Here is a 21,071-nt window from a genome sequence, read left to right on the forward strand (position 1 = left end):
GTGAGTCAGTCTCCCGAGGCACGACCGGGCAGCGAGCCCGCCGAACGGGCCCGGCGGCCGCGCCCACGCGCGGTGGTCGCGCTGCCGAACGGCTTCACGTTGGCGAATCTCTTCTTCGGGATCTTCGCCATCGTGTCCGCGTCTCGTGGCGACTTCGATGCGGCCGCACGGTTCATCGTGTTCGGCGCCATCGCCGATACCCTCGATGGGCGTATCGCACGGGCCACCAAGTCGGGTTCACGTTTCGGCGAGGAACTCGACTCTCTCGTGGACGCGATCTCGTTTGGCACCGCGCCGGCGCTGATCATGTACTTCGCCGTGTTCCAGAGCAGCCGGTGGGAGTGGATCTTCTGCTTCTTCTTCACGGCCTGCGCCGTGATGCGGCTGGCGCGTTTCAATGTGGAATCGGCGGGGCGCAAGACCACGCACTTCAGTGGCCTGCCCAGCCCCGCGGCGGGCATGACGCTGGCCACGTATTACTGGTTCAGCCAGACTCCGCTCTATACCGAGACGATCATCGGGGACCTGCCATGGCATCAGATGCTGCGGTGGGTGATGCTCGGACTCGGCATGCTGATGATCAGCAACGTGCAGTATGCCAAGGTGCCGACGGTCAATTTCCGGACCATCAAAGGGCTGCTGGGCTTCCTGCTGGTGATCGGCACGTTTGTCGGCGTGATCTTCCTGCCGAAGAAGTTTTTCTTCCCCGCGCTGATGGCGTACGTGCTGTACGGCATCCTGCGCACCGTGTTCCTGGGATTGCTCGACCGTCTGCCGGGCCGCGACGACGCGGACGACGATGACGAGTTCGATGATGATCCCGGCACCAGGCGCCGTTCGCTGCGCCGTCGTTCCAAACAAAACCCATCCGGTTCCCACACCGGTCACGAGGAGTCTCCGGCATGACCCGTTTCCGTTGCGCCATCCACATCGTCCCGCGGCGCGGCATTCTCGATCCGCAGGGAAAGGCCGTCGCCGATGCTCTGCACTCCCTCGGCTTCGCCACGGTTGGTGAGGTGCGTGTCGGACGACATGTGGTCGTCGAGATCGAGGCGGCGTCGGAGGACGCGGCTCGCGACCAGGTGAAGGCCATGTGCGAAAAGCTGCTGGCCAATCCGGTCACGGAGGACTTCGAGATCGCCAGCCTGGGGCACGCGTGAAGGCCGGCATTGTTCGTTTTCCCGGCTCCAACTGTGACGAGGATGCGTTCCATGCGATCGCAGACATCCTCGGCCAGGAAGCCGTCTATCTGTGGCACAAGGATCACGACCTGCAGAATGTCGACCTGGTGATCCTGCCCGGCGGCTTCAGCTACGGGGACTATCTGCGCGCCGGTGCCATCGCGCGCTTCAGCCCGATCATGCAGGAAGTGGTTGCCCACGCGAAGCGTGGTGGCCTGGTCCTTGGTATCTGCAACGGCTTTCAGATTGCCTGTGAAGCCGGTCTGCTTCCCGGTGCCCTGCTCCGCAACGTGAGCCTGCGTTTCGTGAGCGCGCCGGTGGACCTGCGCGTGGAGAGCATCGCCACGCGCTTCACGTCGCAGTACCACGTGGGGCAAATCATCAACGTGCCCGTGGCGCACGGTGATGGCCGCTACACCGCCGACGCCGATACGCTGGCCCGTCTCGAAGCCGAAGGTCAGGTGGTGTTCCGCTACGTGAGTGCCAACGGTGATGCCTCGGATGCGGCCAATCCGAATGGCTCGCAGCGCAACATCGCCGGGATCGTCAACGCCGAGGGCAATGTGCTCGGCATGATGCCGCACCCCGAACGTGCGCTCGAAACCGCGCTCGGTTCAGTCGACGGCATTCCGCTTTTTCAGTCCATCCTCGAATCGCTGGCCGGGGGTGTCCGCGCATGAGTACGCCCGAAGGTTCTGCCATGACGTCATCGCACGTGCAGTCGCGCCCGGGTGATCCGGCCATCACGCCCGCCCTCGTTGCCGAACACGGCATCACCGAGTTCGAGTACGAGCGCCTGGTGAACATGCTGGGTCGCACCCCCACGTTCACCGAAATCGGTGTGGTCAGCGCGCTGTGGAGCGAACACTGCTCCTACAAGCACTCGCGCCCCATGCTCAAGACGCTGCCCACCAAAGCCCCGTGGGTGCTGCAGGGTCCTGGTGAAAATGCCGGCGTGATCTCGGTGGGTGATGGCTGGGCGGTCGCATTCAAGATCGAATCGCACAATCACCCGTCGGCCGTGGAGCCGTATCAGGGCGCCGCCACGGGTGTTGGTGGCATTCTGCGTGACGTGTTCACGATGGGCGCCCGTCCGATCGCGCTGCTCAACTCACTGCGCTTCGGCCCGCTCACCTCGCCGCGTGTGCGGTGGCTGTTCTCCGGTGTCGTGAAAGGCATCGGTGACTACGGCAACTGCGTGGGCGTGCCCACGGTGGGTGGTGAGGTCGTGTTCGATCCGTCGTACGAAGGCAACCCGCTCGTCAATGCGATGTGCGTGGGTCTCATGCGCGAAGACGAGTTGATGCGCGCCGTGGCGGAAGGTGTCGGCAACCCGATCATGGCGGTGGGTGCGCGCACGGGACGCGATGGTATTCATGGTGCGTCGTTCGCGTCGGAAGACCTGTCGGAGTCGAGCGAAGCCAAGCGCCCCATGGTGCAGGTCGGTGATCCGTTCACCGAGAAGCTGCTGCTGGAAGCGTCGCTCGAACTCATTCGCAGTGGTCATATCGTGGCCATTCAGGACATGGGGGCCGCCGGCCTCACGTCGTCGTCGGCGGAAATGGCTGAACGTGGTGACGTGGGTGTCACCATCGACGTGACCAAGGTGCCCGTGCGCGAACAGGGCATGACGCCGTATGAGATCCTGCTGTCGGAATCGCAGGAGCGCATGCTGGTGGTGGCCAAGCAGGGGCACGAGGATGACGTGCGCGCCATCCTGGCCAAGTGGGATCTGGAAGCGGCCGTGATCGGCGAAGTGATCGCCGAACCGGTGTATCGCGTGACCGAAGGCGACACGGTGGTGGCGGAGTTCCCCGGTTCACGTCTGGTGACCGAGTGCCCGCAGTACGTGCTGGAGCCAAAGGAAAGCGAAGCGCTGAAGGCGGCCCGTGCGCGGAACCCGCTCGATGTCACGCCGCTCGACGACGAGCGCGATCACGCGTGGACACTCGAGCGCCTGCTCGCGTCGCCCACCATCGCCAGCAAGCGTTGGGTGTGGCAGCAGTACGACTCCACGGTGCGCACGAGCACGGTGCGTGGTCCGGGCAGTGATGCGGCCGTGGTGCGCCTGCGTGGCACCGACAAGGCCATTGCCCTGTGCATCGATGGCAACGGTCGTCACGTGGCCCTCTCGCCCCGCAATGGCGGTCGGGCCGCCGTGTGTGAGGCGGCGCGCAATGTGGCCTGCTCCGGCGCGCGCCCCAAGGCGATCACGAACAACCTCAACTTCGGCAACCCCAAGAAGCCTGAGGTGTATTTCCAGCTCAGCGAGGCGATCGCGGGCATGGGTGAAGCGTGCACGGTCCTCGAATCACCGGTGACCGGTGGCAATGTGTCGCTCTACAACGAAAATCCGCAGGGTGCCATTCATCCCACGCCGACGATCGGTATGGTGGGGTTGATCGAATCGATGGCGCATGTGACGCCGTCGGCGTTTCAACAGGCGGGCGACGAGATCGTGCTCCTGGGTGATTGCACGGATGAACTGGGAGCGAGCGAGTATCTGCTGGCCATTCATGGACTCACCATCGGTGAACCACCGGTGTGTGATCCAACGCGCGAACGGGCGCTCATCGATGCGCTGCTCGAAGCCATTCAGGCTGGTGCCGTGCGTTCGGCGCACGATTGCAGCGACGGCGGTCTGGCTGTCACGTTGGCCGAATGTGCGATGCTCGATCGCGAGCGCTCATTCGGATTTGCGGTGGACCTTTCGACATGGGCGACGCTGCCACACCGCGCGTTGCTCTTCGGTGAGGCCCATGGTCGCGTGGTCGTCTCCACGGCGCAGAGTGGCGCCGTGCTGGAGATTGCGCGGCGTCATGGCGTTCCGGCGCAGGTCATCGGTACGGTGACCGAAGCGGCCGGTGGCGCCAGCTTCACCATTTCGGATGACACGTTCACCGCTCCGGTGATGTGGCTCGCGAAAGCGTTCCATGAGGCCATTCCGCAGGCAATGGACGGCGAAACGCCGGCCGAGCACGCGGTGGCTTCGTCGCACGCACCCACCAACGACTGACGGGATCTCTACCCATGTGTGGTATTTTCGGCGTCTACGGCCATCTGGAAGCGGCCGCACTGACGCAGTTGGGACTGTACTCGTTGCAGCATCGTGGTCAGGAGTCGGCCGGCATCGTGGCGGTCGATGACGATGGCCGCGCCCGGGTGAGCCGCGCGATGGGACTCGTCTCGGAAGGGTTCGAAGATGCCGAGATGGATGCCTTGCAGGGACCGATTGCCATCGGACACACGCGCTACAGCACGGCGGGTGCTTCGGCCATCGAAAACGCACAGCCCATCCTGGCCCGTGTGCGGCGCAGTCACATCGCGCTGGCACACAACGGCAATCTGACCAACGCGGTGGAATTGCGTCGCGATCTCGAAGAGGACGGCGCAATCTTCTCCAGCACGATGGACTCGGAAGCCATCGTGCATCGCATCGCTCGTGCGACCGGTGAGTCACCGGAAGCACGTGTCGCTGCGGCGCTGCAGGGTGTGGAGGGCGCCTACTGCCTACTCGTGGTACTCGATGAAACCGTCATCGTTGCCCGTGATCCGCATGGTTGGCGCCCGCTGGTGATGGGACGCATCGGCGAGAGCTACGTGTTTGCCTCCGAGACTTGTGCACTCGATATCGTCGGTGCCACGGTGGAACGCGAAATTCTGCCGGGGGAGATCGTGGCGGTGGATGCGCAGGGACTGCGCTCCATCAACGCGCTCGAGTCTGCGCCGATCAATCGGTGCGTGTTCGAACACGTGTATTTCGCCCGTCCCGACAGCAAGGTGTTCGGTGGCTCCGTGGATCGTTCGCGTCGTGCGCTCGGCCGCAAGTTGGCCATCGAGCAGCCCGCTCCCGGTGCCGAGGTGGTCTTCGCGGTGCCCGATTCATCCAACTCGGCGGCGCTCGGCTTCGCCGAAGAATCGGGCATCCCGTACGAACTGGCGCTCATTCGCAATCACTATGTGGGCCGTACGTTCATCCAGCCCACGCAGGCCGGTCGTGATGCGAAGGTGAAGGTAAAGTACAACCCGGTGCGGGAGTTGCTCGAAGGCAAGAGCGTGGTGATGGTCGACGACTCCATCGTGCGTGGTACGACCACACGCGGTCTGGTGTCGTTGGTGCGTGCGGCGGGCGCGCGCGAGGTGCACATGCGGGTGTCCAGCGCACCGATCATTTCGTCGTGTTATTACGGCATCGACACGCCCCATCGTGGTGAGCTCATTGCCGCGCAGATGTCACACGCGGAACTGGTGCGTCATCTCGGCGTGGATTCGCTGGGCTATCTGTCCATCGACGGCATGTTGTCGGCGATGCCGAGTGGGCCGGATGGTTATTGCCATGCCTGCTTCTCCGGTCGTTACCCCACGCCGATTCCGGCGGACCCTGAACTGCTTCGTGCAGGGAGCGCGGCATGATCGCTGGACTCTCGCTGATGGCTGCCACGCGGGTACGTCATGCGGTGACAGTGGCGGGCGTGCTGATCGCGTCATCGTTGGGAGCGGTGAACAATGTGAAGGCGCAGGCCCCTGCACCGGCCGCAGTGCCTGCGCAGGCATCTGTGCCGGCCAAGCCGGCCGACGTGGCATCCATGGACGCCATCCTCACCGCGTTGTACGACGTGATTTCCGGACCTGCCGGTCAGAAGCGCGATTGGGATCGGTTCCGGTCCCTGTTTGTGCCGGGCGCGCGTCTCATGCCCACCGCACAATCGGCGGGCCAGCCCGGTCAGGTCACGGTGCTCACGCCGGAAACGTTCATTCAGCGGACCAGTGCCGGATTCGAGCGTGATGGATTCTTCGAGCGCGAGATTGGCCGCAGCGTGGACACGTTCGGCAAGATCACCCAGGTGTTCAGCGCCTATGATTCCAAGCGCAAGCTCGACGATCCGAAGCCGTTTCAGCGTGGCATCAACAGCATTCAGTTGCTGAACGACGGCACGCGCTGGTGGGTGGTGTCGATCTATTGGGATGCGGAACGTCCGGACAATCCGATTCCCGCGCGATACCTGAAGAAGTAGCAGTATCGAACCGACAAAACACAAACGCCCCCGACCGCTGAGCAGTCGGGGGCGTTTGCGTTGAGTGGAGGTGAGGGGAATCGAACCCCTGTCCGAGACTAGATCCACCCCAGTTTCTACGTGCGTATCCCATTGATTGAGGTCTCCTTCAGCTGGCCAATGGGAAGCCCACGTCAGGACAAGCCTTCTAAAGTTTCGCCTCTGTGCCGAAGGCGCACACGGAGACTAGCCCAGATTTGCGATACTCACGTGCCGCCCCGGGCGGGCTGCCGCGTGAGCACTGCTACGTAACCCGGAGGTTAGGCAGCGAGCGCGAGGTTGTTGTTCGCGATTGGAATTTTCCCGAGTGTTTTACCAGGTGCTCGAGGACCTGGGCACGCTACCAGAGATTCACCAACCCCGTCGAAGCCAGTCACCCCCGGTTTCGAACGGTCCTGCGTTCCTGCCATGCTACACTACACGACCACCTGGGGTCCGGGCAACTGTACCGCGTTGCGCGGGCTCTCGGTCAGGCCGCCTCGCAGGTGAGTGACGAGACGTCCGGATCGGACGCGGCCAGCCCACGCGCTTTGTACTCCTCGTAGAACTCGAGGTAGTTGGTGAAGATGGTTTCCACCTCGGCAAAATCCCGCACCTGATGCAGCTTGGCGCGCAGTTCGGCCGAATTGGGAAGCCCCTTCACATACCAGCCGAGGTGCTTGCGGAACTCGAGCGCGGCACCGATGGCGTCGACTTCATAGCCCTGCACCATGCGCGCATGATCGAGGGCGATGGCAAAACGCTCCTGCACCCCGGGCGTTTCAGGCACCGGCGTACCATCGATCAGCGCGCGGGTCTGCTTGAACACCCACGGCTGTCCGTACGAGCCACGGCCAATCATGATGCCGTCGGCCTTCGTGTGGTCGAGCATACGCTTGGCATCGAGCGCGGTCTTGATGTCGCCGTTGCCCAGCACCGGGATGTCCAGCGCTTCGGCCACCCGCGCGATCTCATCCCAGTTGGCGCTGCCGGAATACATCTGCGTACGCGTACGGGCGTGCAGCGCAAACACCTTGGCTCCCGCGTCCTGCATGCGCAGCGCGATGCCCACCGGATCACGCATCTCCTCGTTCCAGCCACTGCGGGTCTTCACGGTGACTGGCAGTGGTGTGGCCTTCGACACGGCGCGGATGATCTCTTCGACCAGATCCAGGTCCTTGAGGCATCCTGACCCACCGTTCCGACGCACCACCTTCTTCACGGGGCAGCCGAAATTGATATCGACAAAGTCCGGCGAGAACATGTCCGTGACGAGCGCGGCCGCATCCGCCATGGCAGACGGTTCAGATCCGAAGATCTGTACGCCGATGGGTCGCTCTTCCGGGGCGAACCGCAACTTGCTGATGGTCGCCTCATTCTCGCGGCGAATGCCCTCGGCCGACAGGAATTCGGTCACGACCACATCCGCACCATGGGCGTGACAGAGCCGCCGGAACGGTGACTCCGACACACCGGCCATCGGTGCCAGGTACAATGGGACCGAATGCGGGACGGCAAAGGGAAACGTCTTGCGGGACATATACTTGAAAGCTAGCCGGCCCGGATCGGCGGGGCAACGCGCCCTGTTTGACAGGGACGGCCCTGCTGTTACGATTACGGGCTATGGAACTGCGAGAGTTTTTCTCCGAAGACGCCGTCGCACTCGAGCTTCAGGGCACGAGCAAAGACGAGATCCTGAAGGAACTGATCGGGCTGCTCAAGCTCGATGAAAAGTCCGAGGGCATGCTGTTCAAGATGCTCAAGCGGCGCGAGAATCTCGGTTCCACCGGCATCGGCCGCGGCATCGCGATTCCCCACTGTCGTTCGCTCGTCGTCAACCGTCTGCGTGTGGCTTTTGGCCGCAAGAAGGACGGCGTCGACTTCAAGGCGATCGACGACAAGCCGGTCAACTTCTTCTTCCTGATCGTGGCGCCACCGCTCGAGGTGTCCAATCAGTATCTGCCGGTGTTGGGCAAGATCGCGCAGTTCAGCAAGGAAGGTGACGTGCCCACGCGCCTGCTCGAACTCACGTCGCCGGCGCAGTTCATGGCGCTGCTGGAAGAAAAGCGGGTCTGACTGTAGGCTCGCCTCGGGAGAATGCCCTCAGGCGGACCGCACTTCATCCAGCAGTCGACGGACAGCGCCGAGCAATTGGCCGGCGCTGAATGGCTTGGCAACAAAATGCAGTGAGTTGCTGGCAATCCCTTGCATGACCGCGTCGTCATCGGCGTAGCCGCTCATGAACAGCACAGGGATGGTGGGATACTGCACTGCCACCCGCGCCGCGAACTCCGGTCCTGACACCTGCGGCATCACCACATCGCTGAGCACCATGTCCGGCGGCTCTGGCATGGCCTCGAGCAGTTCCCACGCCGCGAAGGCGCTGTCCGCTGCCGTCACCCGATACCCGGCCCGCGTGAGCAATGACGTGGTGGCCTTTCGCACGGCGCCATCATCCTCCACCAGCAGAATGTGCTCAGTGCCACCGGACGGATCACTGGCAACGGGATTCACTTCATGGGGAGTCTCCACGTCGGCAATGCCCGGGAACGTGATGACGATCTCCGTGCCCTGCCCCACATCCGACGTGACCACGATTTCACCACGCGCGGCCGTCACGATGCTGTACACCATCGCGAGGCCGAGGCCGGTGCCACGCTCACGGGTTTTGGTCGTGTAGAACGGTTCGAAGACCCGCGGCAGCACCTCAGGCGGAATGCCGGCACCGGAGTCACTCACCCGAAGACGCAAGTCACCAGCGGTGGTGCGCTCGGTGCTGATCGTGAGACAGCCACCGGCAGGCATGGCATCACGCGCATTGGCGGCAAGGTTCATCAACACCTGCTCGAGACGCCCATGATCGAACATCACGCGCGGCGCATCCGGCGCGACGGTGATGCGCACTTCGATCTGTTCGCCCACCAAGCGGGACAACAAGCGCCGCAACGCGTGGATGGCCGAGTTCACATCGAGGCGTTCATCGTGCACCACCTGTCGACGACTGAACACGAGAATCTGCCGCGTGAGGGCGGATGCCCGTTGGGCGGCCCCGAGAATCTCACTTGCTTCCAGTCGATGTGATGACAGCAGCGGCAATTCATCGCGCAGCAATTCCGCGTTGGTGGCGATTGCCGACAGATAGTTGTTGAAATCGTGCGCGATACCACCGGCGAATGCGCCGAGTGCCTCGAGTTTCTGCGCCTGCCGCAATTGTTCGCGTGACTGTTCCAGTTCGGCTTCGGCTCGACGACGCTCCGTCACATCGATCATGATGCCCACCGCCACCGTCTCGTGTTCTCGCTCGATGGCGCCCACGAACAACTCCACCTGACGGCGTCCTCCCCATCGATCGCGCAACGTCCACGTGCCAGCGCGCATCGTGGAGGCGACATCGGGCAGCGGCAGTTCGGCGAACGCGTCCCGCTCGTCTTCGACGATGAGATCGAGCACCCGCGTGTCGGCGCCTACTTCACTGGCGCCCACGAAGACCCCTGCGGCGTCATTGGCCTGTTCGATGCGGCCATCCGTGAGACGCCACGTCAGCATCGGCAGCGGACTCGTGGAGAACAGATGCCGGTATCGTGCCTCGCTGGCTTCGAGGGCCCGTTCGCGATCGCTGACCGTATCGGCCAGCCGATTGAGCGAATGGGCCAATGCCTCGATTTCATCACCACTGCGCACATTGGCGCGGCGATCCCGATCGCCCGCCGCCAGATCACCAGCCACCTCGGAGAGCGCCAGCAATGGGTCGGTGATGCGACGCGCGGTGAACAACGCAAATCCGATGAAGACCAGTGTGCCCATCAGGCCGATGAACAGATCCAGCAGAAACTGTCGTCGCGCGACTTCCAGCGTGGCCGACACCGGAATGCCGATATACAAAAGCCCATCGGTGGAGGCCAGCGGTGCGTGCGCGACCAGCCGATTGGTCCCGTCGAGCGATTTCACCTCCTGCACGGCGTCCGGGTGGGCAAAGTCCAGCGCCATCATCGACGAATCACCCGGGGACTGCTTGAGCCATGTATCCAGCTCGGCGCTGCGCAGAAGCACATCACCACCGCTCGTGAGCACGGTGAGCACGGATCCCTCGGGCAGATCCCGCACCAGGCGTATTGCAGCCAGCGAATCCACGGCGATCGAAGCACCGGCGATGCCCAGAGGCCTGGCGCTGTTCTCTGAAAGGATGGGCATGGTGAGAGGCAGCACCCATCCCGTGTCGGCCAGCACCACCGAGCGCCTGGCACGTCCCACCGCGTACCGACGCGTGCGCATTACCTCCTGGAATGGCTCGGTATTGGCCATGTTCGGCAGCGCCGGCCCCATTGCGGCCCGCCGCAGTGAGCCATGTATGTCGCCCAATGTGTCCGTGATGAACACGTTGGTGAGATTGATGCTCGTCTCATCGAACACATGGCGCAGCAGCGAATCATTGCGTTCCGGCGGGTCCTCGATCCTGAGCAGTCGGGACACGGACGCCAGAATCGTGTGCACGGCATTGACGTCGGCATCGAACAACTGCGCCGCCCGCCGAGCGGTGGCCAGGCTGCGCTCGGCCAACAGTTCCTGTTCACTCCGCCACCGTTCCACGGCCCGCACCAGCGAGATCAGCGCGATCGGCAACGTCAGCGACAGCGCCAGGAGGAACAGGCGCCGGCGGATACCCGCCCGGAAGGGCTTGGGGACGAAGCGGTTGGACGGGGAGGCCATCGCTGGTGACGCTAGTGGTGCCGCGCCGAGCTCGCCAGAGCACCAAGGACACATACCCGGTCCGATGGATCACATCTGACGACGGTACAGAGGCGGCCAAGAAATCTCACCTAGAGGTGAGTATCGATCACCACACGCCGGAGATCCCGGCGCATACGCCAGTATACCCGCAGACTCTGCAGAATGGCCGCTGCCGCCAGGCCGGCCACCAGCCCCACCCAGAAGCCCCGCTCACGCATGGGGGTGCGAAAGCCCAGGTAGGCGCCCAGCGGCACCCCGATCCCCCAGAAAGCGATCATGTGCAGCACGGCGGGCACCCGTGTGTCGCCGGTGCCGCGTAACACCCCGCTGGTGACCGCCTGCAGGCCATCAAAGACCTGGAACCAGCCCGCCAAGGGGATGAGAGCTACGGCCACCGCCACGGTGGCGGCCTCGGTGGTGTACAGCGTGGCCAGTTCGCGAGGAAAGAGGATGAACACCACCGCGCTCAGGCACATGAAGCCCACGCCGCACACAATGGCCGCGGCAGCGTCTCGGCGAGCCGTGGTCACGTCTCCGCGGCCGATGGCACGCCCCACCACGGCGGAGGCGGCACCGGAGATGCCCAGCGGCACCATGAACGTCATGGCGGCCATGTTGAGGGCGATTTCGTGACCGGCGAGTGAGGCCGTGCCCATCCAGCCCATGAAGAGCGCCGTCAGGCCAAACGCAAAGCTCTCGAAGAACCACTGGGTGCCGATGGGCACACCGATGCGCACCATCCGGGCGAAGGGGGTCCACTGCCAGCTTTCCGGGTACCAGGGGCGCACTTTGTCACGCAGCAGCGGCCAGGCCAGCCACAGCAACATGAACATCATCACCCATGTCGAAATGGCCGTGGCATAACCCGCACCCGCCACACCAAGCGCCGGAAATCCGAGGTTCCCAAAAATCAGCAGCCAGTTCACCGCCGCATTCACGAGATTGGCCACGAGCGCCGCGATGATGATCGGGCGCACCGGCCCCATCGCCTGCAGCGTCTGCCGAAAGACCGTGAACAGGAAAAATGGCAGCGCACCGATGGCGCGGCGGCGGGCATACACGGCGGTTTCGCCGATGACGTCCGGCGGCTGCTCCAGCGCACCCAACAACCACTCGCCCGGCATGAGCGCGAGGGTGACCACGACGGCCGCTGCGGTGGCCAGCAGCAGTCCGCGCTGCACACCGCGTGAGGCGGCGGCATGATCACCGGCACCGACCGCCTGTGCCACCACCGGGTCGATGGCGAACAGCAGCCCGATGCCGAAGACGCTGATGTTGAAGAAGTAAAAATTGCCCAGGGCCACGGCCGCGATGGCGGCGCCGCCGAGTTTGCCGACCATGATGGCGTCGACAACGCCCATGGCCTGGATACCCACATTGATCAGAACGATGGGCGCGGCAACCTGCGCCATCTCACGCAGGTCGCGCTGCCACCCGCGTGAGAGCTGCATCGGGAGTAAGGCGAAAAATGCTTAGCGCGAAGAGCCCCGCTTGGCGGTGCTCACGAGCTCACGAACTTCGCGCAACAGACGCTGCGCATCGTAGGGAATGCCATCTTTGATGGTCCAGGCCACACCACCTCCCGGACCGGCCGCCGCATCGGCACGCGGCGGATAAAACACCTTCAGGTCTTCGAGCGGATTGCCATTGAGCACGACGAGGTCGGCCAGGTATCCGGGACGCACACGGCCAAGGTTTTCCTGTTGCCCAAGGATCAACGCATTGTTGGCCGTGGCATGCTGCAGGACCTTCAAGGTAGGGAAACCGGCTTCCTGATGCAGTTCCAGCTCCCGGATCAGACCGAAGCCGTACACCTGATAGATGAAGCCCGCGTCTTCTCCTGCTCCGACTACCCCGCCAAGACGCTCGAAGTCACGCACGGCGCCAAACCAGATGCGGTAGTTCTCTTTCCAGAACGCTTCGTCGGTGCTGCTCCAGTTGGCGAAGTACGAGCCATGGTTGGAGAGATCGGGCTTGAAGTACTTCTCGAGGGTGGGGTGCAGGTACTGCGCATACCAGGGCTGCGTTTCCGCGCGCTGGAGATCGCGGCTCGCCTCGTAGATGTCGAGCGTCGGGTTCCAGGCCACGCCCCCTTTCACCATCGCTTTCAACACTTCCTGCAGGCGTGCCGGCTCGGCTTCACGCCAGAGTCGACCGGCGAGGCGGAAGCGCATGCCTTCATCGGCGTAGTTGAAGTTGGATGGGAACTGCTGCACCCCATCGGGGATGGCGGCGTCGGGCACCCCATACCAGTGCTCGAGACTCGTCAGACCATTGGCTGCCGCATCGAGCGCATTGGTCTCGTCCACGGCCATGTGGTGCGCCACGCGCAGCCCCTGCTTTTTGGCTTCGTCGAGTACGGGCCCATATACGTCCTTGTCCATGCCAAAGAGCTTGAGTCCATCCACACCCTGTGTCTTGAGGTCGCGCACGCGCTGGCGGGCCTCGACTTCGTTGCGCGGCACCGGCATGTAGGCATAGCGCGCATACACGTAGAAACGCGGCGCCATCACTTCGCCGGCGAGACTGCGCGCACGGAGCTGCAGGGTCTTGGGCGTTTCACTGGACACATCACGTACCGTGGTCACGCCCATGCCCAGCCACAGCTTGAACTGGTACTCGAGCGGCTGCGCCTGGCCGGCGCGCTCGTCCTGTACATGCCCATGCAGGTTGATCAGGCCTGGCACCACGTACTTGCCGCTGGCATCGATTTCCACATCGGCCGCGGGCCGACGCGCGGTGCCGTTGCGAATGGCCGCCGGATCGATACCGACAATCTGCGTGATGCGATTGCCTTCAATGATGATGTCCTTCGGGCCCTCGGCCGGCGTGCCGTTGCCTTCCACCACAATGGCGCCGCGAATGACCAGACGACGCGGCCGCACCCCGTGGGTCGGCGCGGTCTGCGCAGCCAGCACGTCCGCCGCCACGAGCAGGGCGCTCGTCGACACCATCGCCGACGCCACCACCGTGGCGAGGATCGCGCGGGGCACGCGACGCGGGGCACTGCGTGCAACGAAGCAGGACGTGGTCAGGGAGAACGCCATGATGCGTATCCGGAGGAAATGGAAGGGGCTCGCCGGCATGGGCGGCACGTCGCGAATCCCCGAGGATAACGCGAAATTGCAGAACACGTCAGTCCGTCACTGCAGCTCGCCGCTATCCTCTTGTCATGCCACTCGCACCCGAAAGCCGTCTTCATGGTGAGGACCTGTCGCAGGAACGCTTCGCCGATCTCGATCTCACGGGTTCCACATTCGAGGCGTGCACGTTTGTCGACGTGCGCTTCGCCGGCACCCGCTTCGAGGCGTCACGTTTCATGCGGTGTCGCTTTGTGCGGTGTCATTTTGCGAACGTGGAGTTCCGGGACAGTCACTTCGTCGAGTGTGACTTCACGGACGATGCCGGTCATACCGGTGCCCATTTTTCGCTCTCGCGTATGGAGCAGGCGCGATTCGAGCGCTGTGATCTGTCGTTCGTCCGGTTCGAGCGCTGCGATCTCTATTGCCTGCGGCTGACGAGCTGCAACTTGCGTGGCAGCGCGTTTGTGCGAGTCGAGTTCTCGCGCGGCTTTTCGCGCAAGATCGTGAAATGGGCGGGCTGGATGACCGACTGCAATTTTGAATTTGCAAACCTCAACGGCTTGCGACTGCGCGAAGGCGATTTGCGCGAAAGTCGGTTCCGCGAGGCGGTGCTGCATCAGGCGGATCTCGAGGACACGGATCTGCGCGATGCCGATCTCACACGGGCCGCCCTCGATGGCGCGAGACTCGCGCGCGCCGATGTGCGTGGGGCAACGATCGACGGGCTCAACCTGCAGTCACTGAGCAGTTTCGAGGGGCTGGTGATCACGGGGAGTCAACAGTTCCCACTCTTGTCAGCCATGGGGCTCGACGTGCACCCCGATTGAGGGATGTACCTTATTCCGGTAGCGGCATGAACTCGTCGCGATCGTCTGGTGGAAGGTCGAACAACCCCTGCCCCCACCGGGCACGCCGATAGTCCTCTTTGGCCGACTCGATCCGGTCGCGGCGCGAGGAGACGAAGTTCCACCAGATGTAGCGGGGACCGTTGAGGGTCGCGCCGCCGAGCAGCATGAGGCGTGCTCCACGCGGTCCGGCCGTGACGGCGAGTGCGTCGCCAGGGCGAAACACCATCATGCGCTGGGCCTCGAACGTCTGACCGGCGACCACCAGCGAACCTTCCACCACGTAGATGCCGCGATCCTCGTGGTCATCGGGCAACGGCAGCCGTGCATGCGGTTGCAGCACGACATCCGCGTAAAAGGCATCGGAGTACAAGTGCGCGGGTGCCTGCTGGCCATACGCGTGGCCGAGGATCAGGCGCACCGATGTGCCGGCATCTTCGATCACGGGCAATGCATCGACCCCATGATGCGAAAACGTGGGCAGCATGTCCTCGTCGCTTTCCGGTAGCGCCACCCAGGTCTGGATGCCGAAGAGTCGGTTGGGGTGCTGGCGATGCAACGCGGGCGTGCGTTCCGAGTGTGTGACGCCCTTGCCGGCCACCATCCAGTTCACGGCGCCGGGCGTGATCACCTGATTGGTGCCGATGCTGTCTTGGTGGTGGAACTCACCCTGGAAAAGGTACGTGACGGTACCCAGGCCGATGTGCGGATGGGGACGCACATCCACACCGTGCCCCGTCAACAGCTCCGCCGGACCGACCTGGTCGAAGAAGATGAAGGGACCAACCATCTGCCGGCTGGGGGCAGGCAAGGCACGGCGTACCTCGAATCGGCCGATGTCACGCGCCCGGGGCACGATCACCGTCTCGATCGCGTCCAGGTCACCGGGAGACGGACACCCGGGCTCCAGTGCAGGATTCCAACTCACAACGTGCCCTCGCTCAGGTCTGGCGTAGCCAGATCTCCTCGACCCGGTGATCACTCCCCTTTCGCATCACCACACGGGCGCGTCGGCGTGTCGGCTCGATATTCTCTTCCAGATTCGGAAGGTTGATCCGACGCCAGATATCGCGGGCCACCTTGGCCGCGGCCTCTGGTGTCAGGTCTTTGTAGTGATGGAAGTAGGAGGCTTCGCGTTGGAACACCGTGCGCTGCAGCTTCAGGAAGCGATCGACATACCACTCCTCGATCGTCGCGGTATCGGCATCCAGATAAATCGTGAAGTCAAAAAAGTCCGAAGCCACCGCCACCAGACTGTTCGCCGTCTGCAGGACATTCAGGCCTTCGAAGATCAGGATGTCCGGACGGTCGACGACCTGAAATTCCCCGGGCACCACGTCGTAGGCTTCATGCGAGTAAGTGGGAATCCGCAGTTGCGATTCGCCCGACTTCAACCCCTCCAGAAAGGCCAGCATCTTTCGCAGATCATAGCTTTCCGGAAACCCTTTGCGCTCCATGAGCCCATTCGCCTGCAGCACCTGGGTCGGCTGGAGAAAGCCATCCGTGGTAACGAGCTCGACGCGAGGACGATTCTGGCTTTGGCCCAGCACTGCTCGCAGGAGGCGTGCGAAGGTGCTTTTGCCCACGGCCACACTGCCGGCAATGGCGATCACGTACGGCGCCGTGGCGCGCCATTGTCCCACAAACGCCCCGTCCACCATGTGACGCAGGCTGCGGGCGGCGGCCATGTGGAGCTCAATCAAGCGCACCAGAGGCAGGAATACCTCGGTCACGTCGCTGAGTGACGTGGGATCGTTCACGCCAGCCAGCGCCAGCAGTTCGGCTTCCGACAGCGCCAACGGGGTCTCGGCGCGCAGGGTCGCCCAATGCTCGCGGTCGAAAATCACATACGGCGGCGCCAGACGCGGCAGTGAAGACGCCGGCGCGCCGGAGGTGCCCTGCGGCATCACGTCAAGCATCAAGCCGCGCGCCGTGCGCGGCCCGACCGCTCGGTTCTTTCGCTTCGACCATGTCCTGGACACCAGACGACTTCGTTGGTAGGCGCATCCGGGAAATGTTCGTGCAGGCTACCGGTGGCGCAACCCGCTCTCCTGAGGCAATTCCCGTCGTATCGGGCTACTCGTACCGCCTGCTGCACGACCGGCAACAGGCGGTACGGGAAACTCTCAGTCCCACTTGAGCGCCCCGCCGTTCTGATACTCGATCACGCGTGTCTCGAAGAAGTTCTTCTCCTTCTTGAGATCGATCGCCTCCGACATCCATGGGAATGGATTGTCCGTTTCAGGAAACACCGGAGCCAACCCAAGCTGCGCACACCGCCGGTTCGTGATGAAATGCATGTACGTCTCGCACAGCGCAGCATTGAGACCGAGGAAGCCCCGTGGCATGGTATCGCGGCCGTACGCCACTTCCAGCTCGCACGCTTCGGCCAGCATCTGCCGCACTTCTTCCTGGAAGGCGGCGCTCCACAGATGGGGATTTTCGACCTTGATCTGATTGATCACGTCGATGCCGAAATTCAGGTGGATGGATTCGTCGCGCAGGATGTACTGATACTGCTCCGCGATGCCCACCATCTTGTTGCGGCGGCCAAGCGACAGGATCTGCGCGAAGCCGGTATAGAACCACATGCCTTCGAACACCACGTAGAACGCCACCAGATCACGCAGGAAGGCCTGATCCGTCTCCGGCGTGCCCGTGCTGAACCCCGGGTCCGCCAGGTGCTGGGTGTACTTGAGCGCCCAGGCCGCCTTGGCCGTGATCGACGGCACTTCACGGTACATGTTGAAGAGTTCGCCCTCATCGAGGCCGAGACTCTCGCAGATGTACTGGAAGGTGTGCGTGTGAATCGCCTCTTCGAAGGCCTGACGCAGCAGGTACTGTCGGCACTCGGGGTTGGTGAGGTGGCGATAGATCGCCAGCACGATGTTGTTGGCCACCAGCGATTCGGATGCTGCAAAGAACCCGAGGTTGCGTTTGATGGCGCGACGTTCGTCGTCCGTGAGGCCGTCCCGTGAGCGCCAGATGGCCAGGTCGGCCTGCATGGACACTTCGGTGGGCATCCAGTGATTGTTGCAGCCACTGAGATACTTCTCCCAGGCCCACCGGTACTTGAGTGGCAGTAGCTGGTTCACGTCGGCGCGGCAATTGATCATCGCCTTGTCGTCGACGCGTACGCGTCCGCCGTGACGATCGATCTCGCCGAGCCCCGTGGCCAGGTCGGCCAGCGAGGCGTCATGTGTGGTGGAGTCCGTGGTGGAGTCCGTGGTGGCGTCGATCACTGGCAGGCCTCGCAATCCGGATTGTCGATGGAGCATGCGGGCGCCGTCACGGCTTCGATGGCGCTCACCGTCTGCGCCGCTGCCACGGCAACCGCATTGAGCTTGCCGTCGGTGCGCGTGAGCGTGCTCTTCTCCACGTGCGTGGCCGCCTGCGAGCGGAGATAGTAGGTGGTCTTGAGCCCACGACGCCACGCCAGCCGGTACAACGTGTCCAGTTGACGGCCGTTCGGCCGCGCCACGTACAGGTTGAGCGACTGCGCCTGATCGATCCACTTCTGGCGGCGTGCGGCGGCTTCGATGAGCCATGCACAATCCACTTCGAAGGCTGTCATGTACAGTTGCTTGAGATCTTCCGGCACACGATCGATCGGACCCAGGCTGCCATCGAAGTACTTGAGGTCACCGACCATCACCTCGTCCCACAGACCGCGGCTCTTGAGGTCCTGCACCAAGTATTCGTTCACCTCGGTGAACTCGCCGGACATGTTCGACTTCACGAACAGATTGCGATACGACGGCTCGATGGACTGCGACACACCGCAGATGTTGGAGATGGTCGCCGTCGGGGCAATGGCCAGCAGATTCGAATTGCGGATGCCCTGCGTCTGCACACGTTCCCGCAGGCTGCTCCAGTCGAGGCGCGACGAACGATCACACTCGAGCCGACCTTCGCGGGAGGCATCGAGCAGTGCCAGCGAATCGATCGGCAGGATGCCGCGCTGCCACAGCGAACCGTTGAACGAGCCGTAGCTGCCCCGCTCCACTGCGAGATCCGACGACGCCGCAATAGCCTCGTAGCTCAGGAACTCCATGCTCTCATCGGCAAAGCGGATGGCTGCTTCCGAGGCATAGGGCACGCGCAGCATGTGCAACGCGTCCTGGAAGCCCATGATCCCGAGACCGACGGGCCGATGCCGCAGGTTCGAACGACGTGCTTCCGGGATGGTGTAGAAGTTGATGTCGATGACATTGTCGAGCATGCGCACGGCGGTACGCACCGTGTTGGCCAGCCGCGCGCGATCGATGCCACCACCACTGATATGGTTGGCCAGATTCACCGAGCCGAGGTTGCACACCGCCACTTCGGAGTCCGAGGTGTTGAGTGTGATTTCGGTGCACAGGTTCGACGAGTGAATCACGCCCGTGTGCTGCTGCGGCGAGCGCAGGTTGCACGGATCCTTGAACGTGATCCACGGGTGACCGGTCTCGAACAACATGGTGAGCATCCGGCGCCACAGGTCCACTGCCTTCACGCGCTTGTGCACCGTCACCTCGCCACGCTCGGCACGGATTTCGTGCTGCACATAGCGTTCGGCAAACGCCCGGCCGTACAGGTCGTGCAGGTCCGGCACTTCATCGGGAGAGAACAGCGTCCAATCGCCGTCTTCTTCCACCCGCTGCATGAACAGGTCGGGAATCCAGTTCGCCGTGTTCATATCGTGGGTGCGACGCCGATCATCACCCGTGTTCTTGCGCAGGTCGAGGAAGTCCTCGATGTCGATGTGCCACGTCTCGAGGTAGGCACACACCGCACCCTTGCGCTTACCACCCTGATTGACGGCCACCGCGGTATCGTTGGCCACCTTGAGGAACGGCACCACACCCTGCGAGCGTCCATTGGTGCCCCGGATGTACGAGCCCAGGCCACGCACGCGGCTCCAGTCGTTGCCCAGACCGCCGGAGTACTTGGCCAGTAGCGCGTTGTCCTTCACACTCTTGAAGATGCCGTCCAGGTCGTCGGGCACCGTGGTGAGGAAACACGACGAGAGCTGCGCCCGCGGAGTGCCCGAGTTGAACAGGGTTGGCGTGGAGCACATGAAATCGAACGACGACAGCAGCTCGTAGAACTCGATCGCGCGCGCTTCGCGGTCCACTTCGCGCAGGGCCAGTCCCATGGCCACCCGCATGAAGAACGTCTGTGGCAACTCGAGGCGCACACCGTCGTTGTGCAGCAGGTAGCGATCGTACAGCGTCTGCAGGCCGAGGTATCGGAACGCGAGGTCTCGCTCGGGGCGCAACGCCGACGCGAGACGATGCAGGTCGAAGCGCGCGAGCTCCGGATCGAGCAGGCCCGTGTCGATGCCACGGGCCACGAACAACGGGAAGTAGTCGACATAGTGCCGCGTCATATCTGCCGGACGCGCTTCTACCTCTTGCCCATGAATGCCGCTCAACACCTCGGCGCGCAGGCGCTCGAGCAAGAGGCGCGCGCTCACGTAGGCGTAGTTCGGCTCTGTCTCCACGAGCGTGCGGGCAGCCAGAATGGGCGCCAGCGACAGCTCGTCGGCCGTGATGCCGTCGTAGATGTTGCGCAGCGTCTCGTCGAGCACCGACACGGCAGACACACCGTCGAGGCCATCACACGCATCGTCGATGACGAGACCGAGGTGGCCCTGGTCGATGGTGCGCAGTTCGCCGGTGGCCGTGCGGAACCGCACCGTGCTCGTGGCAACGCCGGGTGTGGTTTCTTCCGCGCCGGACTCACGCCGCAGCCGAGCGCGTTCTTCGCGATAGAGCACGTAGGCGCGAGCCACCTTGTGGTGACCACCGCGCATCAGGGCCAGTTCGACCTGGTCCTGGATCTCTTCGATGTGCAAGGCGCGCTGCGCATCGGCATGGCGGGTCAGTGCCTCCACCACGCTGACACACCGTCGTTCGACAATGTCGCGCACACGCGCCGAGGTTGCGGCGCTGGACCCTTCAACGGCCACGAAGGCCTTGGTCATGGCCACCGCGATCTTCGATGGATCGAAGGGCGACAGGGTGCGGTTGCGGCGGATGACCTGGAAGGTCAGGTCGGCAGGACGGGACCCATTGCCCGCGGAATACGCGCCGAAACGCGTCTCACTGACACCGTGCGAGATTGCCATCGAAACCCCCGTGAGTGCTGGACGAGGGGAGGCAGGGATCGGGTCAGGTACGAGCGGCACAGGGCGCGCATCGCGTGACCGACGATCAC

The 21,071-nt window shown here is 63.5% G+C and carries 16 protein-coding genes and 1 other RNA gene; 8 read left to right on the forward strand and 9 right to left on the reverse strand.

What is annotated here, in order from left to right; translation table 11 throughout:
* The 6 genes from pssA to GAU_RS08915 are packed head-to-tail and all read left to right on the forward strand — an operon-like array spanning window position 1 to window position 6,196.
* Window positions 1–906 carry a CDP-diacylglycerol--serine O-phosphatidyltransferase gene (gene pssA / locus GAU_RS08890; protein ID WP_012683223.1) on the forward strand — a complete coding sequence of 302 codons (906 nt, stop codon included), beginning with the start codon at window positions 1–3 and terminating at the stop codon, window positions 904–906.
* Window positions 903–1,160 carry a phosphoribosylformylglycinamidine synthase subunit PurS gene (gene purS, locus GAU_RS08895; RefSeq protein ID WP_012683224.1) on the forward strand — a complete coding sequence of 86 codons (258 nt, stop codon included), beginning with the start codon at window positions 903–905 and terminating at the stop codon, window positions 1,158–1,160. The genes pssA and purS overlap by 4 nt, the downstream gene beginning before the upstream one ends.
* Window positions 1,157–1,861, forward strand: a complete 705-nt coding sequence (purQ, locus tag GAU_RS08900) for a phosphoribosylformylglycinamidine synthase subunit PurQ (RefSeq protein WP_012683225.1) — start codon at window positions 1,157–1,159, stop codon at window positions 1,859–1,861. The genes purS and purQ overlap by 4 nt, the downstream gene beginning before the upstream one ends.
* A gap of 20 nt (window positions 1,862–1,881) precedes the next feature.
* Window positions 1,882–4,197 (forward strand): phosphoribosylformylglycinamidine synthase subunit PurL, encoded by a 2,316-nt coding sequence (gene purL, locus GAU_RS08905; RefSeq protein ID WP_012683226.1) that lies wholly within the window; start codon window positions 1,882–1,884, stop codon window positions 4,195–4,197.
* A gap of 14 nt (window positions 4,198–4,211) precedes the next feature.
* On the forward strand, window positions 4,212–5,594 hold the full coding sequence (gene purF / locus GAU_RS08910; protein ID WP_012683227.1) for an amidophosphoribosyltransferase: 1,383 nt from the start codon (window positions 4,212–4,214) through the stop codon (window positions 5,592–5,594).
* The gene (locus GAU_RS08915; protein WP_012683228.1) at window positions 5,591–6,196 is read left to right on the forward strand and encodes a hypothetical protein; all 606 of its coding nucleotides are present in this window, start codon (window positions 5,591–5,593) and stop codon (window positions 6,194–6,196) included. The genes purF and GAU_RS08915 overlap by 4 nt, the downstream gene beginning before the upstream one ends.
* 62 nt (window positions 6,197–6,258) lie before the next feature.
* Here GAU_RS08915 and ssrA read toward each other — a convergent pair.
* Both ssrA and dusB read right to left on the reverse strand, forming a co-directional pair.
* Window positions 6,259–6,616: a transfer-messenger RNA gene (ssrA, locus tag GAU_RS21580) on the reverse strand.
* Between the two features lie 88 nt (window positions 6,617–6,704).
* Window positions 6,705–7,754, reverse strand: a complete 1,050-nt coding sequence (dusB, locus tag GAU_RS08920) for a tRNA dihydrouridine synthase DusB (RefSeq protein WP_012683229.1) — start codon at window positions 7,752–7,754, stop codon at window positions 6,705–6,707.
* Between the two features lie 83 nt (window positions 7,755–7,837).
* On the opposite strand from dusB, the gene GAU_RS08925 reads away from it, so the two are divergent.
* The gene (locus GAU_RS08925) at window positions 7,838–8,290 is read left to right on the forward strand and encodes a PTS sugar transporter subunit IIA (RefSeq protein ID WP_012683230.1); all 453 of its coding nucleotides are present in this window, start codon (window positions 7,838–7,840) and stop codon (window positions 8,288–8,290) included.
* A 27-nt stretch (window positions 8,291–8,317) separates the two neighbouring features.
* Here the strand turns inward: GAU_RS08925 and GAU_RS20715 are convergent, their stop codons facing one another.
* From GAU_RS20715 to GAU_RS08940, 3 genes are all read right to left on the reverse strand, one after another.
* Window positions 8,318–10,921 carry an ATP-binding protein gene (locus GAU_RS20715; protein WP_052574333.1) on the reverse strand — a complete coding sequence of 868 codons (2,604 nt, stop codon included), beginning with the start codon at window positions 10,919–10,921 and terminating at the stop codon, window positions 8,318–8,320.
* A 110-nt stretch (window positions 10,922–11,031) separates the two neighbouring features.
* Window positions 11,032–12,393: an MATE family efflux transporter gene (locus GAU_RS08935; RefSeq protein ID WP_012683232.1), complete on the reverse strand. Its 1,362-nt coding sequence runs from the start codon at window positions 12,391–12,393 to the stop codon at window positions 11,032–11,034.
* Window positions 12,394–12,414: 21 nt separating this feature from the next.
* Window positions 12,415–13,989, reverse strand: coding sequence for an amidohydrolase family protein (locus GAU_RS08940; RefSeq protein WP_169307640.1), 1,575 nt, complete (start codon window positions 13,987–13,989; stop codon window positions 12,415–12,417).
* Between the two features lie 125 nt (window positions 13,990–14,114).
* On the opposite strand from GAU_RS08940, the gene GAU_RS08945 reads away from it, so the two are divergent.
* Window positions 14,115–14,852 (forward strand): pentapeptide repeat-containing protein, encoded by a 738-nt coding sequence (locus tag GAU_RS08945; protein WP_012683234.1) that lies wholly within the window; start codon window positions 14,115–14,117, stop codon window positions 14,850–14,852.
* A gap of 10 nt (window positions 14,853–14,862) precedes the next feature.
* On the opposite strand, the gene GAU_RS08950 is transcribed toward GAU_RS08945, so the two are convergent.
* The 4 genes from GAU_RS08950 to GAU_RS08965 all read right to left on the reverse strand — a co-directional run bounded on the left by GAU_RS08950 (window position 14,863) and on the right by GAU_RS08965 (window position 20,982).
* A complete protein-coding gene (locus tag GAU_RS08950; protein WP_012683235.1) occupies window positions 14,863–15,798 on the reverse strand; it encodes a pirin family protein in 936 nt (311 codons plus the stop codon).
* Window positions 15,799–15,811: 13 nt separating this feature from the next.
* Window positions 15,812–16,789, reverse strand: a complete 978-nt coding sequence (gene coaA / locus GAU_RS08955) for a type I pantothenate kinase (protein WP_012683236.1) — start codon at window positions 16,787–16,789, stop codon at window positions 15,812–15,814.
* A gap of 207 nt (window positions 16,790–16,996) precedes the next feature.
* Window positions 16,997–18,148, reverse strand: coding sequence for a ribonucleotide-diphosphate reductase subunit beta (locus tag GAU_RS08960; RefSeq protein WP_083765554.1), 1,152 nt, complete (start codon window positions 18,146–18,148; stop codon window positions 16,997–16,999).
* Window positions 18,109–20,982 carry a ribonucleoside-diphosphate reductase subunit alpha gene (locus GAU_RS08965; RefSeq protein ID WP_012683238.1) on the reverse strand — a complete coding sequence of 958 codons (2,874 nt, stop codon included), beginning with the start codon at window positions 20,980–20,982 and terminating at the stop codon, window positions 18,109–18,111. Before GAU_RS08965 ends, GAU_RS08960 begins: the two co-directional genes overlap by 40 nt.
* Window positions 20,983–21,071: the final 89 nt, after the last annotated feature.

The organism is Gemmatimonas aurantiaca T-27 (assembly GCF_000010305.1).
In the GTDB taxonomy this organism is placed as follows: domain Bacteria; phylum Gemmatimonadota; class Gemmatimonadetes; order Gemmatimonadales; family Gemmatimonadaceae; genus Gemmatimonas; species Gemmatimonas aurantiaca.

Coding starts and splice junctions, on each gene's coding strand:
- GAU_RS08945 (WP_012683234.1), top strand. CDS start 14,115: ATGCCACTCGCACCCGAAAGCCGTCTTCATGGTGAGGACCTGTCGCAG.
- GAU_RS08960 (WP_083765554.1), bottom strand. CDS start 18,148: ATGCTCCATCGACAATCCGGATTGCGAGGCCTGCCAGTGATCGACGCC.
- GAU_RS08935 (WP_012683232.1), bottom strand. CDS start 12,393: ATGCAGCTCTCACGCGGGTGGCAGCGCGACCTGCGTGAGATGGCGCAG.
- purS (WP_012683224.1), top strand. CDS start 903: ATGACCCGTTTCCGTTGCGCCATCCACATCGTCCCGCGGCGCGGCATT.
- purF (WP_012683227.1), top strand. CDS start 4,212: ATGTGTGGTATTTTCGGCGTCTACGGCCATCTGGAAGCGGCCGCACTG.
- coaA (WP_012683236.1), bottom strand. CDS start 16,789: ATGCTTGACGTGATGCCGCAGGGCACCTCCGGCGCGCCGGCGTCTTCA.
- GAU_RS08940 (WP_169307640.1), bottom strand. CDS start 13,989: ATGGCGTTCTCCCTGACCACGTCCTGCTTCGTTGCACGCAGTGCCCCG.
- GAU_RS08915 (WP_012683228.1), top strand. CDS start 5,591: ATGATCGCTGGACTCTCGCTGATGGCTGCCACGCGGGTACGTCATGCG.
- purL (WP_012683226.1), top strand. CDS start 1,882: ATGACGTCATCGCACGTGCAGTCGCGCCCGGGTGATCCGGCCATCACG.
- GAU_RS08925 (WP_012683230.1), top strand. CDS start 7,838: ATGGAACTGCGAGAGTTTTTCTCCGAAGACGCCGTCGCACTCGAGCTT.
- GAU_RS20715 (WP_052574333.1), bottom strand. CDS start 10,921: ATGGCCTCCCCGTCCAACCGCTTCGTCCCCAAGCCCTTCCGGGCGGGT.
- GAU_RS08965 (WP_012683238.1), bottom strand. CDS start 20,982: ATGGCAATCTCGCACGGTGTCAGTGAGACGCGTTTCGGCGCGTATTCC.
- dusB (WP_012683229.1), bottom strand. CDS start 7,754: ATGTCCCGCAAGACGTTTCCCTTTGCCGTCCCGCATTCGGTCCCATTG.